The following is a 14,058-nucleotide window of genomic DNA, read 5'->3' on the forward strand; positions in this document are numbered from 1 at the left end:
GATTATTCCCATGTGCCGGTAGCCTGGCCTGTAAGTGCCAGCTTTCCCATCAGTTTTTTGTAACGCTTACTTACAGGTGATGTTTTCACATCCGCAAAAGGAGTTCCCGGAAGTGGTGTCAGGTAATGTGAATGCACATTTCCTCCCTTTTTGCAGATCCACTTAATAAGCTCAAGGCTCATATCCTGTTCTTCTTCCGTTTCATCAGGGAAACCCACCATGAAATCCACAACTGGTGTGATTCCATGTTCAAAACAGAGTTCAAGACTATGAACAACATCGTCAACTGTATGCCCTCTGAGAATCTCTCTCAGGATGCGGTCACTTCCTGATTGTGCACCAAGGCTCACTTTTGTATTTGTGCAGTACTTTGTGATAAGCTCCAGTGACTCATCCGTGATGAATTCCGGGCGAACTTCTGATGGAAAAGTGCCGAAGAAGATATTCCTGTCGCCTGTTTCTTTCAGTGCTGTAAGGAGTTTTTCAACCTTGTCAAGACGTGGATGAATACCATCGCTTCCGTATGCCATGGCATTTGAAGACGTAAATCTCAGATCACGATAGTATTTTGCATATTTTACTATGGTATCTATACTTCTATGTCTCATTTTGTTCCCGAAAAGACGTGGTGTCTGACAGTACCTGCACCTGAATGGGCATCCTCTGCTTATTTCAAGAGGTGCCATCACTACATCCGGATCAAAGCACGGATACATATCAAGGTCAACAGGCTCTCTTTTGTCAGTGATAATTATTTTTCCGGAATCATTCCTATAGGCTATTCCTTTGACAGTGGAAACATCTCTTCCTGATTTGATTGCCTCGATAAGTTCTGGTAAAGTTTCCTCGCCCTCACCCATAACAACATAATCAAAATGATCAAGTGTCTCCTCCGGTGCTCCTGAAGGGTGAGGGCCACCTGCAATAAAAATAGATTCAGTGTCTGCTTTTTTGACTTCTTTAAATATATGGTCTTTCTGCCTGGTGGCAAAGCTGTATATCATTACTCCATCGTGAGGCTTTTTGACCTTCAAAGCCTCCGGCACAAGAGGTGCCAGTGCAGCAAGACTGTACGTATTCTTCTTATTCCAGCGAAAGCAGACATCCATGAATTAATCTCTATATTTTGATTATTCTTTTTTTAACTCAACAAAAGCTTCTGTGCTGTTGACAATAACCCTGTCACCATTTTTCAGAAACTCATAAGGGTCCTTCTCAAGCCTGTCAACAAGAGGTACTTCAGATATTATTGCACCTACAGCTACGATAGGTTCTGATTCAAGGTTTATCATTGCAGCAGGGGCAACACCGTTCTTGAAAAGCTGGTAAATTACGTATGAACCAACGGTTGAACCTTTTCCATGAGGGAAAACAAGAACCTTTCCGGCAATAGACTGTCCGTAAAGCTCGTGTTGGGGTTCTACAATTTCTCCGGTCTCAGGGTCTACATTTCCAAGGAAAGATATCGCATCGTGTGTAAGAAGAACTTCACCTTCAGCAATGCCTCTGGATATTGTCCTGCATTTAATTTTCATCGACAACACCTGCCTCGTTTATGCAGTCCTCAATGCTCGCATATTTTGCCGCTACCTTGCACATGCTTGGAACATAGGCAAGAGCCTTTCCTGAATTCACTGTCATGGAAGCGTACTTGTTCGTGGAGGGTGAAACCACCATGCAGGTGTCACATACGACCTTTGCACCGCTTTTCTCAATTCTCTGCACAAGATCAGGATTCCTTTCAGCAACTTCCCTTGCAGTGCATACCCACATCTCTTTTTGCAGTTTCTTCCCTTCAACCAGACCTGCGATCTCTTCCAGTTCCTCAACAGAACAGTGAGGGCATCCAACGGTGATTATCTCGCTGGACTGTATGTCCTTATTAGTTTCATAGACCTCGTCTATCTGTGTTCTCTCAACAGGAATAATGTCATCAGGTCTTGTAAACTTGTTCCTGACAGCTTCAGGTGTGACACCTTCTATATGATAGAGTGCCACAGCCCCGGATGCTGCAAGTGCTGCACCAAGAGATTTCATCTCATTTTTTGAAGGCTCATTCTTCATGTAGAATATTGGAACTCTGCTTCCAATAGTCTTACCAACAACGTAACCAAGAGCACCAAAGTCAGAGCCTGAAAGTTCGCAATCTACTTCCACGGCTACCACAGGTTCTCTCATTTCGTCAAGGTGATATCCGTAGTTTGCAGTCTTACCAACAAGTGCAGCGGAGAGTGCAGAAGGACCTCCCTCTCGGTTTGTCCTTGCACCGATAACTGAATTAGCGTAAGATACGGCAGATGATTCACTCCATGCTATATGGTCGTCCAGTGTGACGTTGAATCCTTCAAGGTAATATGGGGTGCATGTGCACTTTGTCTGGATGCCGAGTTTTGCGTAAGCCTCAATTATTTCCTGCTGCTTCTTTGCAAAAACAGGGTCAATACCCATTTCATCCCAGCGTACAATATCCATGCCGGCAGGGTTGAGAATTGATGGGATCTTCACTTTCCCTTCAAGGTCAGATATCCATTCAAGACCTGCATCTCCAATTGTCTTATAAGATACTCCGGCTATCTGTGCGCTCTTTACTGGAATAAGTTTGTCAGCACCGTAGATATCTCCCAGTGCTACAAGGATTTCGATGGCTTTCTGGAGGCTGCGACCGTATTCACCATCGAGTGTTTTTTCTTCTTCAGGTGTAAGATACATTCTTTTTCACCATGCTGTTATTTTCACTCTTTCACTCTGGCATTTTTGCACGTTCAAAGTTCTGTGCCTCTTTCAGAACCTTGGTTGCATCTATGCCCATTTTGGTTGTGGTTCCGTCAGGTGCACCACGTGGGTCAAGTGAACTTCCTCTCACGTTTGGTATTATCATAACGTCCATGTCACCTTTCACTCTGGTGGCAATGGCAAATTCAACATCATGTAGGTCAAAGATGTCAATGTCATCATCAACTACAACCACATGCTTCAGGCTTGTGTGAGCTGCAAATGCTGCCATGATGGCGTTCTTTCCGTCACCCTCTGTCTGTTTCTCTATCTGAACCACTGCATGCAGGTAGCAGCATCCGCCTTCGGTGAGCACTACGTTCTTGACGGTTGTGACCTCACTTACTGCGTTGAATATCCTTGGTTCGTATGGAACTCCCATCATGAGCAGGTGTTCAGGGCCTGCAGGAAGGATTCCGTGATAGATCGGGTCTTTGCGATGTAGTATTCTTGTGATGTGTATGACAGGTTCCTTTCTCACAAGGTCATAGGTTCCTGTGATGTCCACGAATGGTCCTTCATCGACTCTCTCGACCGGGTCTATGTAACCTTCAAGAACTATCTCTGCATGAGGGACTTTGATTCCGTTTGAGCATTCAAAGAGTTCCACAGGTCTGCCCCGAAGTGCAGCAGCGTAGTTGAATTCCTTGCCTGCAGGTACACGTGTGGTTGATGCGAAAGTAACTGTAGGATCAGCACCAAGAACGATTGCAATAGGGAGTTTTTCTCCTTTGTCGGATGCTTTCTTGTGCATGACGTAGCTGTGTCTTGGAGCTACAAGACGTGCTGCAAGTCTTGTTTTATCGACTACAAGGAGCCTGTGGATGGCTGCATTCATGACACCATCGTATTCAGTTACAACAACTCCTGCTGTAAGATATGGTCCTGCATCCTTCTCGAAGTGTGTCATTATGGGGAGTTTTGTGAGGTCAACTTCATCCTCGATGACTTCCATTGTTGGTGAGTCTTTTACAATAACGACCTCACCATCCGGTGATACCTCAGAGAGTTTCTTGATGATCTTATCCTTGTCCACACCGAACATTGTTGCAAGTTCATCCCTTGAACCGAGCACGTTCATGATGGCCTTGTTGCCATCGATGTCATGGAATAGCACCGGTCCGGGTGTTTTCTTTGCAATACGCGGTGCATCAAACACCTTTGAAACAGGCTCTGTAATCTCAACAAGTTTCCCGTTCTTCCTGAGCTGGTCGATAAATTCCCTCATGGTATCATCCGTGTAAAAGTTGTAAGTAATATATTAGTGAGTTATCTCATTTTGGACTAGCATATGAGCCAATTATATTTGAATGCATATACTAAAAGAGGATTGTGTGGATTTGCTGATTTGAAATTTATGTGATTAGGCGCGTTATTGTAAGCCTTATATTTATTTGGTAACTTCATGTGAATTGTTTTTTTTAGTTTTTACCCACTTTATAGACTCTACAATCTCTTTTCTTATCAAACACCATTCTCCTTCAGTATTTATGTAATAAAAAAAGTCTTTGTCATCATCATATATCTCTCTGGCTTGAATCATCCTATCATTTTTTGTTGTTATTTTAATGTGATTTGTCCAAGCAGACTGTTTTTCATTCATAAAGTATCCAGCTATCATAGATATGGCAACTGCTGCCCACATGAATGTCATGACTACAGTAATTAATGATATGTAATTTGGTATAGCAATTTTAAGTGTTAAACCTAAAACAAGGAACATTATTATTAAAAAATAAGCAATTATGGAGGCAAAAATTATTCCCCATGCCATATGATTTAAAGAACGAATTAAACTTGTTTTATTTTCAGAAGGTGAGTATGCTTTTAAATGGTATGTAAAATCAAATGAACTTTTACATAAGTATCCTATCAAAGCTAAAACCAAAAATATGCCAGTTATTGAAAAATCAAGGTTAGTAAATTCTAAACTCATTAGATGATATATTATCTTTCAAAATCTATTAGTAATTATCTAATATTTGATTTGTCCATTCTGTATTTTTTCGATATTTAGATAGTAACAATTGAATAATCTGTTTGAAATGGTTCTCTCTCAGCACCAGGCATGATAATATCCCTTATCCTTACCAACCTCAACCGGAATGCCAAATAACTCCGTCAGTTTCTCGGCAGTAAGAATATCCTCAATATCTCCATCTGCAAAGATCCTGCCGTCTTTCAGAAGAACGGCACGGTTGATTTCAGGGACAATATCCTCAAGGTCGTGGGTTACAAGGATTATGCTCTTTCCGGCAGAGGCAATCTTGCTCACAGTTTCCCTGAACACATGTTTGCTTTTCAGGTCAAGGCTGTTTGTCGGTTCGTCCAGGACAAGTATCATGGGGTCGTGGACAAGTGCTCTTCCGATGAGAACTCTTCTTGCTTCACCGGTTGAAAGGTGTGATATGTTCTTGCTGGCAAGATGTCTTATCTCAAGGAAGTCAATGATATCTGCTGTTCTTTTCAGCATGTAAGGTTCGATCTTCATGTTAGGATAGATACCAATGCTGCTGAAAAAACCGGAAAGCACCACTTCTACAACTGAGATATCCCTTGTATAGTCAAGTTGAAGGTCACCTGATACGATTCCCATGAGATTTTTCAGGTCAGAGATTACCCACCTGTCCTTCTCCATGATCCTGAAAACCATGCCTTCAGTGTCTGCAATTGGGCGATAGTCTCCTATAATTGTTTTGATGATAGATGACTTGCCGGAACCATTCGGTCCGATGATAGCTATATTCTCGCCTTTTCTCATGTTGAAATTCATTGAGTCAAGAATTATCCTGTCGTTTTTGCGAACTATGATATTTTCCATTTCAATAAGTGTTTCAGGGATATTTTTTTCAGGCATTTGAGCAACTTCCGGTATTGTGAAAATCCAGGGATAATCGCTTCCTCTTAATGAACTAACACTAATAATCTTTTTGAGTATAGAGATCGAATCTTTTCCATGGACTTGATTTTCAGCAACCGGAAAGTGTTTTATCCGATCTTAAAGCCTCTCATTGAAATAGATGCATGCTGGAAGCCTTCATGTGTAAACTCAAGAGTTTCGCCTTCTTCCTGTAATGCGATTGCATAGATCATCGGCAAGTAGTGATCCAGTGTGGGAACACCCAGTTTGGCAACTTCACCCATGTTCAGGTATTCAATGAGATCTATGTGGTTACCGGATAGAAGATTTTCCTTGACCTTCTCGTCCAATTCAACGGCCCAGTCATAGGGTTCTGCATCTACATTCTGGAAATCAATAAGACCCAGATTATGGACGATGTTACCGCTGCCAATAATAAGCACACCTTGATTCCGAAGTTCTTTGAGTTCTGATGCAAGGTCATAGTGATATTGCATCATTTTAGGGTGCCATTCATTGAAAGAGTAATCAATACTCATCTCAAATACTGGAATATCAGCTTCAGGATACATATGTTTGAGAACAGCCCAAGACGCATGGTCCAGTCCCCACTGGTTGCTGCACTCAACAGGCACTTTTCTTACGGTTTTGCATGCAAGTTCAGCTTCTGATGGAGCTCCGGGAGCTGGATAATCAAGTTCATATAATCTCCGTGGAAAACCATAGAAATCATAGATCGTCTTTGGCTTTTCATTGCAGGTAACAAAAGTCCCGTCGGTCATCCAGTGAGCCGATATTACCATAATAGCTTCAGGTCTTGGAAGTTCTTTGCCTAGTTTCACAAGGCTCCGGGTGTAACTATTGTCAAGGATGATGTTCATTGGAGAACCATGTCCAATAAAAAGTACAGGCATTTTCTCCGTTTCAGGTAATTTTCCACTCATTTCGTACTCCTTGTATGAGCTTGGTGGCTATCTTGTATATACCAGCTTATACAAACCTTATCTGTTGCTTTACTGCACTATGACTTCCCCTGTCATTGAAGGGTGGATCGAGCATTTGTAGTCGTAGGTTCCGTTCTCGGTAAAGGTATGACTGAACGAATCGCCATTTTGGAGTGCATCGGATGCGAAATCTGCTCCTTCTACTGTGTGAGGTACCGAATCAAAGTTTGTCCACTTTACCATATCACCCGGTGAGATAGTGACTGATTGCGGATTGAAAGCGAAGTTCTGGATGGATACTTCCACAGTCATACTTTCTGAGGTCATGGCAGGTGTCTCATTAGCCGGACTTATCGTAGTTTCATTGGCCAAATCTGCAGGCTGTTCTGTGTTGTCGTAACTGGTACATCCCATTGCCAGAGATGCAGCGACCAGAAGTATGAATATAATCAGTTTTCTTTTCATATTAACCCCATTTCCATTTAGGGTCTCACCTTGATATAATTTTTCACAAAGCATTCTACTTTAATTATTTTCAGGGAGACTATCAAATCCATCTGGAGCAGTAATCAAATAGAACTCCTGGTCCAACTGTTTTATCTGTTCTTTTTATTATGTGAGGTCAGTTTCTGAAAATAGGGAGTCATGATGGATTCATGTTCAATTGAGGATCGTGTTTTCTTTATTGCTACAACCTGTAATTGTCATAGAATTATGAATTTGCTTGAGTTGCAGTAAAGCATTTTTTTCAATCAGTCAAATTGATTGGAATCTTTCTAAATTGATAGCATCGGTTATTTATACCATAGGTGCCTACTAAAAGCTAGTTCGATTGCTCAACGATTTATAAAGGGTTACTCTATTTTTGCGTGCTTCTTTTAACAATTGCTGACAGTAAGAAGTAGCCGTATCGGAATGAGCGATTTGGTTTTAACAGATAGCCTGTTCATACAATAATTCTCAGTCTCGGTTCTGCTGTGCGAACTATGTACAAATTAAGGAGAAATATAAAATGGCATTCAATAACAGAGGCGGAAACAGTAGAGGCGGCAGTGGCGGATTTAGATCAAACAACGGTCCAAGAGAAATGCACAAGGCAATATGCTCTGACTGCAAACAGGAGACTGAAGTTCCTTTCAAGCCATCCGGTGACAGACCTGTATACTGCAGGGAATGTTTCCAGAACCACAGACCACCTAAAAGATACTAATTATTCTGTATAATTCAGTATATTCCAGACAGATACCTATGTTGTTATCGATCTGATACGATTTGTATCTGTCAACACAACTTTTTTTGATCCTTGTTTTTATACGATCACTTTCCGTAAGCAAAGCTAGGGAGGAATGTATGTATGAAGTTAGAAAAGGTCCTATGTCCCGGATGTGGTTCTCATATTCTTGCAGGCGTGCCGCTGGGACAAATCATTGTATGTGTTTCAGTTACTTCCGGTAAACCGGGTGATTTTGGAGCAGCATATAAATCCAGTTCAAGGTGTACGAGCTGCAATAAGATGTTTGCATGCTATACTAAGAACGAATGATCACGGATGAAAATAAGACTAAATCATTTTAAGTTATTCACCGGAATAAATCTCTTTTACTCTTCCAACACTACCATCTTCCAGCTGGACTTTTATTCCGTGTGGATGAGATGAGGAATTTGTCAGGATCCTTTTGACAACACCTCTGGTTATCTTACCAGTTTTCTGATCATGTTTGAGAACGATTCCAACACCAAGTCCTATTTTGATGTTCTTTCGTGTACTTCCGGGATTCATGGTGGCAGGAGAGTTTGAGATTATATAAGATTGTTTACCAAAGAAAATTCAGAATGTGTCCATTCCAGCTACGAATGCCTTTTATATTGGTATTATTTCATTCAATATATCTTTTCCAACCTTTTGCTTCAGGACAGGTTTGAGCACAAGACCAACTTTAATTCCTAATGTGTCAGAAAGATAATCCTCAAGTTCAATAAAGCCAAGTAATCCCGGCATTTCAGTATACTCTACAAGCAATTCAAGGTCACTTTTTTTGTCTTGTTCATTTTTGACATAAGGCCTAAATACTGCAAGAGATCTAACGTCGAATCTTTTTTCCAGTTCCGGCAGCAACTTGTGAAGTTGTTCTATGTACATATCAATTTCAATATTACTTGTATTTACCATAAGCATTCGTCCAGTTATTCGCAATCTTCAAAAACTCCTCATATCCGTTTTCCCTGATAAACTCTATTGCCTGCCGATATTTTCCATATTTGTACCCGTTTTTACCGTAGAACTCATTAATCACAGAACAGTTTTCAATTTCAGGACAATCGGCACAGCTATCGTAACCTTTGCCGATACAACAGACTTTTATTTTGCATCTGGCTTTGTTAAGGTCTCTTTCACCGGTGTCATAACCTATTTTGCATCCCTTGCAGGTTCCGGTGTTGAATGGTTTACAGGTTTTGCAGTAGGCACCGCAACAGCCAATCTCTTTAACAGACATGTTTTCTGAATCAATCTTTGACATTTGATTTTCAAGTTTGTTCTGGTTTTATGTTTTCCAATATTAAATTAAATTAAATTAAATTACTGATAAGCTCAAAAAGAATATGTTTATTCGAATGCATTTAGTGGCAGTCCCAGAGAATGAGCTTTTTCTGCTGCCCGAAAACGCTTGATTCTAATTTCTAATTCGTTTGATTGTGATTCAAAAGTCACATGAGATTCACTCGCTTTATCTCCAGATTCCCACATGCTGGAAACTTTGTCGGATGAATATGTAAAATTCTTGAAGTTTATCATTGGCGGCGACAAGTAGTGACCTAATAAATGCCGGTAATGTGGCTGACCCGGCAGAGCAAAAATAATCCAGGGATTATTTGCAGCCATTTCTGTTATTGCATGATTTTCGATCTGCTCCATGGAGTAATCAGTTCTATTATTTTTGTCTTCGTCCGATGCATCGAATATATTTGCCAGCTTCACAAATTTCCACAATACCTGTGCTTTTTCAAGATATTGATGGTATATTGGATGAGTTCCTAATATTCCTCGCTGTATCACATCAAAACCGCTTGTAAAAATGGGTAAGTTTTTCTCCTCAAGTGTTGGTAACACGATCTGATACCAGGCGAATGTCCAGCTATTGATCCAGTCAAAATTAATATTGCCAGAGCGATGTTCCATTATCTCCTTTGTTATATCTGCCTGTGTTGCCCGCTCAAAACAACCGGTAAAAAAACTAACCGGGTCAGGACTGCCAAAAGAAGCGTGGGTTATTATTGGAAATAGAAGTGCAATAAGATAACTATTACCGGAAGATTTTTCCAAAAGCCATTGATAGGGCTGAGCATAGAGATGAGAATCTTCTCCTTTTTGCATTATTGTGTCATATTCGATCCATGAATATGTGCCGATCAACCTTTTATCAATAGGTTCTAACCTCTCAATTTCAATCTTCTCTTCCTGTATTATCCGGGCAGGACTGCGAGTATGAACATCCCAGTACCGGGCCCAGCATTCAGTAAGTTCATAAGGTGAAAATGGTTTATCGTCAGAATGAAGGGTGAAGTTCTTTAAAAAATCACTTTTAGGAATTATCTCGTTCATTTGTTCAAAATGATTTAAACGTCTCCATTCTTCACTAACCAGGTTGGCTATATATCCAGAGGCAAGAAATTGCCAGAAATGGATAGATTCATGATAGAGCACACGGCAGAGAACATCTCCCCATTGTGCATTGTTCGGATCTTCATAGAAGTGGTCCAATCCATTTTCCTGCAAAGTATCCGGCAGTGGTGCTGAAATATTAATTGCTCCACTCAGGTATTCAAAATTATTGCTCATTGAGCTTAGATCCTCTATTGGTTGAGTGCAAGGTTTAGTGTGGCCATCATGGATTTCAATGCCTCATCGTCGCCTTTATCATATTCTACTTTGTGAGTTGTGGCCTTTCCGCTCTTATCGATTATCACAAGAAAACCCATTGGTATACCGGCAATGCGGGATACGAGTGGTGGTACTTCCCTCAGATCCATCATAACCCCCTGTTCCTTTTGTTTAAACCAATGATCTATCATACGTTTTGCGAGGTAAAGGACAGTTGTACCAACTAGTGCGGTTATCGGCTCCACAAAACGTGCTTCTTCCAGTGGTTCCCCGGGTAGACTCGTAATAGGTTTGATAGTTTCGATACTAAATTCGTCTATATCTCCGGAAACTTCTTGCTCTGTTTTTAGGTCTTCTTTTGTCATATCCAGACGAAAATTAATGATATCACTCATTTTACTCCCTCCTCCCACGTTAGATAATGAGCTATATGAAATTATATGGTCAGTAATATATAGTGCTTTGCTGAAGTCCCAACATCACTTAAACAACAACTTCGCCACAGCCATAATTGCCAGCACAACTACCGCAAACACAATTAGAAGATACACAAAGCTGAATGCCAGGTGGAAAAAAGCTCCCATGAAATTAAGAATAGCTTTTACTAAGGCAAAAGCAGCTATAATTACTACGATCACCAGAATAATTTCTTTAGCGTCCACTGACATGCACCTGCCATTCTATTAAGACTTTTATTATTTTATCGTTTTGAGAATCCGGCCATGAGAAAAAGTTCCACTAATGGATTATAAACCAATGTTAGAATAAGAGTAATGAGCCTCAGGCGTGATTTGAACACGCGACCTAGTGATTACAAATCACTCGCTCTGCCGGGCTGAGCCACTGAGGCAACATGATGCGCATTCCACATCTTTTTATGGAAAGCATTCCCTTACATACCATAATAGCAGATAAATTTTATGGTAGCAGACTACACGGAGATATCCTATGTGGCGTGAAATTTCAAGGATTGGAAAAAAACTTGTGGAGAACGGACTGGTAGAATCCCACTTTGGGAATATCAGTGTGAGGATTGGCAACCGTATGCTCATTACACGCAGCGGTTGCGCGCTGGATGAAATAACGGAGGACAATGTAGTAGAGGTGCGTATCGACGGCTCATCTCCACTTGATATGATTGCCTCATCCGAAGCCATCGTTCATCGTGCTATCTACAGTAAAACTCCTGCTCTTGCTATCGTTCATGCACATTGCCCTTTTGCAGTGACACTCTCTCTGCTGGCAGAAGGCGACAGTATAACACCTGCCGACAGCGAGGGTCAATACTTCCTCGGAAAAGTGCCTGTAGTCAAAGGCGGTATCGGTTCAGACGAGCTTGCTGATAATCTCGCCTCAGCTCTTGCGCATAACAAAACCGCCATAATTTACAGTCACGGCACCTTTGCCATAGGAAAAGTACTGGATGAGGCCTATGTACTCACCACGCAGGTTGAACATTCATGCAAGATCAAATACTGGTATGACCTTGCCAAAAACGCCAGGGCATAAAATTTTGCCTTTTTGTCTCCTTTTTGTCTTATAATTAGCCTGAAATTATACTGAAATATTATAAATCCCGGAAAACGTTAAATCATAAAAATGCTCATTTGGTACAATATCCATGACATTCAATGCTCTAAGACCGGTAGCATCAAAAATACTGGAGCCAATGGCTGTTGGAATCGCAAAGACGGGTATCTCCCCTAACACAATCTCAATTATATCACTCCTCTTTGCAGCACTTGCAGGCATATTGTACTACAAGTCAGCCTTTAATCCTTTTCTTGTTCTCGTAGCAGGTTTATTGGTAGCATTAAACTCATTATTAGATGCAATGGATGGCCTTGTAGCACGCTACCTCAACGCATCAAGTGCAAGAGGTGACTTCCTTGACCATGTCATTGACCGTTATTCAGACGTGTTCATCATATGCGGTATCTTCTTCGGAGGCTATGTGGACTGGCAGATAGGTGTCATAACCATTGTCGGTGTCCTTCTCACAAGCTATCTGGGCACTCAGGCACAGGCACTGCATCTCGGACGCTACTATGGCGGAATCATAGGAAGGGCAGACAGGCTGGTCCTTATCATGTTGTCTTCAGTGATCTACTATTTTTACCAGGCTGAAGTACTTGGATTCTCATCTCTTGGATGGATGATACTTATTATCGGAGTTGGCAGTCATATCACAGCTTTCCAGCGTATAGCTCACATATGGAAACAACTGGAATAATCCAAAATATAACAATACAACAGTAAACCCCAGAACCAAGTAATTTAATTATCCTGAGGTCAATAAAGGTTCATGTCATCTGAGATGGATATCGACTACGAGTATCTGGAACACACTGCTGATGTAAGGTTTAGGGCTTATGGGAAAAGCCTTGAGCAGGCGTTTGAGAATGCCGCCCTTGCCATGCTTAACGTAATGGTTGAAACCTCTTCTGTCAACAACAGCCTTTCAGTAAACATTGAACTTACATCCTTTGATCTTGACAGCCTGCTCTTTGACTGGCTTTCTGAGATACTTTTCATATTCGAAGTAGATGAAATGGTGTTTGGTCGTGTAAAGGTCAATAAGATCACTGTTGGCGATGAAGAATGCTCCCTTAAAGCAACACTTTACGGAGAAACCATCGATCTTTCAGTCCATGTCTTTGATACCGAGGTAAAGGCTGCAACTTATAACGACATGAGGATCGAGAACTCAGATGATGGCTGGATGATCCAGGCAACAGTTGACACATAATGGTTTATCTGGATAGAGTTAGAATTGTAACTGCATTGGAGCGGTGAATATGAAACGTTCGTATTTTTATAGTGATGATCTGAGGCTGTCATATCTTGATTATGGTGGTGATGGCAATCCAGTCCTTCTTTTGCTTCATGGGCATTTTGGAAATGCGAGGACATTCAATAAAGTTGCGGAATCTCTAAAGGATTGGCATGTCTATGCTCTGGATCAGCGCGGTCATGGCTGGAGTGATCATGCAGACAGCGACCATTACAGGCGTGAAGACTACATCCATGACATAGAGCAGTTTTCATCTCAGGTAACAGGCGACGAACATCAGATGGTAATTTTAGGTCATTCTCTTGGCGGAGTCAATGCATATCAGTATGCAGCAAGGAATAAGGATAAGGTACGTTCTTTGATCATCGAGGATATCGGGGCTGAGATCAATGATGATCTGTCATTTGCAAGTTTCTTCCCTGATACTGCTCCTACGCTGGAAGCCCTTTCTGATAATATCCGTTCATTTGGTATAGATGACCCTCGTTATTTTCTGGAAAGTGCGTATGAAGATGAGACCGGATGGCATTTAAGATTTGACAAAAATAACCTTCCTGTATCACAGGAGTCACTGAATGGCAACTGGTGGGATGATCTGCTTGAAACTGATTGTCCTATGCTCCTGTTGCATGGCAAGCATTCCCATGTTACAAATGCAGATCATATAAAAGCAATAGCTGATAAAAGACCCAATACCAGATATCATGTATTTGATAACAGTGGTCATGGCATACATTATGATGAAACTGAACATTTCATACAGGTCGTCAGTGATTTTCTACGGGATATGACAAAGGGTTATTAGTAA

The 14,058-nt window shown here is 41.2% G+C and carries 20 protein-coding genes and 1 tRNA gene; 6 read left to right on the plus strand and 15 right to left on the minus strand.

The window, feature by feature from the left end; genetic code table 11:
- Positions 1-2: 2 nt before the first annotated feature.
- The 8 genes from RE474_RS09105 to RE474_RS09140 all read right to left on the minus strand — a co-directional run bounded on the left by RE474_RS09105 (position 3) and on the right by RE474_RS09140 (position 7,041).
- Entirely contained in the window at positions 3-1,109 is a 1,107-nt protein-coding gene (locus tag RE474_RS09105; RefSeq protein WP_309310065.1) for a TIGR04013 family B12-binding domain/radical SAM domain-containing protein, read from the minus strand.
- A gap of 21 nt (positions 1,110-1,130) precedes the next feature.
- A complete protein-coding gene (locus tag RE474_RS09110) occupies positions 1,131-1,535 on the minus strand; it encodes a phosphomevalonate dehydratase small subunit (protein ID WP_438861573.1) in 405 nt (134 codons plus the stop codon).
- On the minus strand, positions 1,525-2,709 hold the full coding sequence (locus RE474_RS09115; RefSeq protein ID WP_309310067.1) for a phosphomevalonate dehydratase large subunit: 1,185 nt from the start codon (positions 2,707-2,709) through the stop codon (positions 1,525-1,527). Before RE474_RS09115 ends, RE474_RS09110 begins: the two co-directional genes overlap by 11 nt.
- A gap of 31 nt (positions 2,710-2,740) precedes the next feature.
- A complete protein-coding gene (locus RE474_RS09120; RefSeq protein ID WP_309310068.1) occupies positions 2,741-4,000 on the minus strand; it encodes an anhydromevalonate phosphate decarboxylase in 1,260 nt (419 codons plus the stop codon).
- Between the two features lie 162 nt (positions 4,001-4,162).
- A complete protein-coding gene (locus RE474_RS09125) occupies positions 4,163-4,708 on the minus strand; it encodes a hypothetical protein (protein ID WP_309310069.1) in 546 nt (181 codons plus the stop codon).
- Between the two features lie 120 nt (positions 4,709-4,828).
- Positions 4,829-5,629, minus strand: coding sequence for an ABC transporter ATP-binding protein (locus RE474_RS09130; RefSeq protein ID WP_309310070.1), 801 nt, complete (start codon positions 5,627-5,629; stop codon positions 4,829-4,831).
- A 131-nt stretch (positions 5,630-5,760) separates the two neighbouring features.
- A complete protein-coding gene (ygiD, locus tag RE474_RS09135; RefSeq protein WP_309310071.1) occupies positions 5,761-6,576 on the minus strand; it encodes a 4,5-DOPA-extradiol-dioxygenase in 816 nt (271 codons plus the stop codon).
- A gap of 69 nt (positions 6,577-6,645) precedes the next feature.
- Positions 6,646-7,041: a cupredoxin domain-containing protein gene (locus tag RE474_RS09140; RefSeq protein ID WP_309310072.1), complete on the minus strand. Its 396-nt coding sequence runs from the start codon at positions 7,039-7,041 to the stop codon at positions 6,646-6,648.
- Positions 7,042-7,588: 547 nt separating this feature from the next.
- Here RE474_RS09140 and RE474_RS09145 point away from each other — a divergent pair.
- Positions 7,589-7,786 carry a CxxC-x17-CxxC domain-containing protein gene (locus tag RE474_RS09145; protein WP_309310073.1) on the plus strand — a complete coding sequence of 66 codons (198 nt, stop codon included), beginning with the start codon at positions 7,589-7,591 and terminating at the stop codon, positions 7,784-7,786.
- Between the two features lie 144 nt (positions 7,787-7,930).
- Positions 7,931-8,119: a hypothetical protein gene (locus RE474_RS09150; protein ID WP_309310074.1), complete on the plus strand. Its 189-nt coding sequence runs from the start codon at positions 7,931-7,933 to the stop codon at positions 8,117-8,119.
- 33 nt (positions 8,120-8,152) lie between these two features.
- Here RE474_RS09150 and RE474_RS09155 read toward each other — a convergent pair whose 3' ends face one another.
- The 7 genes from RE474_RS09155 to RE474_RS09185 form a co-directional block, all read right to left on the minus strand.
- On the minus strand, positions 8,153-8,356 hold the full coding sequence (locus tag RE474_RS09155) for a YwbE family protein (protein ID WP_309310075.1): 204 nt from the start codon (positions 8,354-8,356) through the stop codon (positions 8,153-8,155).
- Positions 8,357-8,437: 81 nt separating this feature from the next.
- Complete coding sequence (locus RE474_RS09160; protein ID WP_309310076.1) at positions 8,438-8,746, minus strand: nucleotidyltransferase family protein; 309 nt, start codon at positions 8,744-8,746, stop codon at positions 8,438-8,440.
- On the minus strand, positions 8,730-9,095 hold the full coding sequence (locus RE474_RS09165; RefSeq protein ID WP_309310077.1) for a DUF3795 domain-containing protein: 366 nt from the start codon (positions 9,093-9,095) through the stop codon (positions 8,730-8,732). Before RE474_RS09165 ends, RE474_RS09160 begins: the two co-directional genes overlap by 17 nt.
- 86 nt (positions 9,096-9,181) lie before the next feature.
- Entirely contained in the window at positions 9,182-10,414 is a 1,233-nt protein-coding gene (locus RE474_RS09170) for a hypothetical protein (RefSeq protein ID WP_309310078.1), read from the minus strand.
- 14 nt (positions 10,415-10,428) lie between these two features.
- On the minus strand, positions 10,429-10,851 hold the full coding sequence (locus RE474_RS09175; RefSeq protein ID WP_309310079.1) for a hypothetical protein: 423 nt from the start codon (positions 10,849-10,851) through the stop codon (positions 10,429-10,431).
- 84 nt (positions 10,852-10,935) lie between these two features.
- Positions 10,936-11,118 (minus strand): hypothetical protein, encoded by a 183-nt coding sequence (locus tag RE474_RS09180; protein WP_309310080.1) that lies wholly within the window; start codon positions 11,116-11,118, stop codon positions 10,936-10,938.
- A 114-nt stretch (positions 11,119-11,232) separates the two neighbouring features.
- Positions 11,233-11,306, minus strand: a tRNA-Thr gene (locus RE474_RS09185).
- Between the two features lie 98 nt (positions 11,307-11,404).
- Between RE474_RS09185 and RE474_RS09190 the strand changes: the two genes are divergently transcribed.
- From RE474_RS09190 to RE474_RS09205, 4 genes are all read left to right on the plus strand, one after another.
- A complete protein-coding gene (locus RE474_RS09190; RefSeq protein WP_309310081.1) occupies positions 11,405-11,965 on the plus strand; it encodes an aldolase in 561 nt (186 codons plus the stop codon).
- Between the two features lie 112 nt (positions 11,966-12,077).
- Positions 12,078-12,689, plus strand: coding sequence for an archaetidylinositol phosphate synthase (gene pgsA, locus RE474_RS09195; RefSeq protein ID WP_309310082.1), 612 nt, complete (start codon positions 12,078-12,080; stop codon positions 12,687-12,689).
- A gap of 72 nt (positions 12,690-12,761) precedes the next feature.
- Positions 12,762-13,205 carry an archease gene (locus RE474_RS09200; protein ID WP_309310083.1) on the plus strand — a complete coding sequence of 148 codons (444 nt, stop codon included), beginning with the start codon at positions 12,762-12,764 and terminating at the stop codon, positions 13,203-13,205.
- A 49-nt stretch (positions 13,206-13,254) separates the two neighbouring features.
- Complete coding sequence (locus RE474_RS09205) at positions 13,255-14,055, plus strand: alpha/beta fold hydrolase (RefSeq protein WP_309310084.1); 801 nt, start codon at positions 13,255-13,257, stop codon at positions 14,053-14,055.
- The last annotated feature ends 3 nt before the right edge of the window (positions 14,056-14,058 follow it).

Source organism: Methanolobus sediminis, from assembly GCF_031312595.1.
Classification (GTDB): domain Archaea; phylum Halobacteriota; class Methanosarcinia; order Methanosarcinales; family Methanosarcinaceae; genus Methanolobus; species Methanolobus sediminis.

Excerpts from the sequence above, each read along its gene's own strand:
- RE474_RS09105 (WP_309310065.1), bottom strand. The coding sequence starts at position 1,109 with ATGGATGTCTGCTTTCGCTGGAATAAGAAGAATACGTACAGTCTTGCT.
- RE474_RS09190 (WP_309310081.1), top strand. The coding sequence starts at position 11,405 with ATGTGGCGTGAAATTTCAAGGATTGGAAAAAAACTTGTGGAGAACGGA.
- RE474_RS09140 (WP_309310072.1), bottom strand. The coding sequence starts at position 7,041 with ATGAAAAGAAAACTGATTATATTCATACTTCTGGTCGCTGCATCTCTG.
- RE474_RS09125 (WP_309310069.1), bottom strand. The coding sequence starts at position 4,708 with ATGAGTTTAGAATTTACTAACCTTGATTTTTCAATAACTGGCATATTT.
- RE474_RS09110 (WP_438861573.1), bottom strand. The coding sequence starts at position 1,535 with ATGAAAATTAAATGCAGGACAATATCCAGAGGCATTGCTGAAGGTGAA.
- RE474_RS09200 (WP_309310083.1), top strand. The coding sequence starts at position 12,762 with ATGTCATCTGAGATGGATATCGACTACGAGTATCTGGAACACACTGCT.
- pgsA (WP_309310082.1), top strand. The coding sequence starts at position 12,078 with ATGACATTCAATGCTCTAAGACCGGTAGCATCAAAAATACTGGAGCCA.
- RE474_RS09120 (WP_309310068.1), bottom strand. The coding sequence starts at position 4,000 with ATGAGGGAATTTATCGACCAGCTCAGGAAGAACGGGAAACTTGTTGAG.
- RE474_RS09165 (WP_309310077.1), bottom strand. The coding sequence starts at position 9,095 with ATGTCAAAGATTGATTCAGAAAACATGTCTGTTAAAGAGATTGGCTGT.
- RE474_RS09115 (WP_309310067.1), bottom strand. The coding sequence starts at position 2,709 with ATGTATCTTACACCTGAAGAAGAAAAAACACTCGATGGTGAATACGGT.
- RE474_RS09175 (WP_309310079.1), bottom strand. The coding sequence starts at position 10,851 with ATGAGTGATATCATTAATTTTCGTCTGGATATGACAAAAGAAGACCTA.
- RE474_RS09150 (WP_309310074.1), top strand. The coding sequence starts at position 7,931 with ATGAAGTTAGAAAAGGTCCTATGTCCCGGATGTGGTTCTCATATTCTT.
- RE474_RS09205 (WP_309310084.1), top strand. The coding sequence starts at position 13,255 with ATGAAACGTTCGTATTTTTATAGTGATGATCTGAGGCTGTCATATCTT.
- ygiD (WP_309310071.1), bottom strand. The coding sequence starts at position 6,576 with ATGAGTGGAAAATTACCTGAAACGGAGAAAATGCCTGTACTTTTTATT.
- RE474_RS09145 (WP_309310073.1), top strand. The coding sequence starts at position 7,589 with ATGGCATTCAATAACAGAGGCGGAAACAGTAGAGGCGGCAGTGGCGGA.
- RE474_RS09170 (WP_309310078.1), bottom strand. The coding sequence starts at position 10,414 with ATGAGCAATAATTTTGAATACCTGAGTGGAGCAATTAATATTTCAGCA.
- RE474_RS09160 (WP_309310076.1), bottom strand. The coding sequence starts at position 8,746 with ATGGTAAATACAAGTAATATTGAAATTGATATGTACATAGAACAACTT.
- RE474_RS09130 (WP_309310070.1), bottom strand. The coding sequence starts at position 5,629 with ATGCCTGAAAAAAATATCCCTGAAACACTTATTGAAATGGAAAATATC.
- RE474_RS09155 (WP_309310075.1), bottom strand. The coding sequence starts at position 8,356 with ATGAATCCCGGAAGTACACGAAAGAACATCAAAATAGGACTTGGTGTT.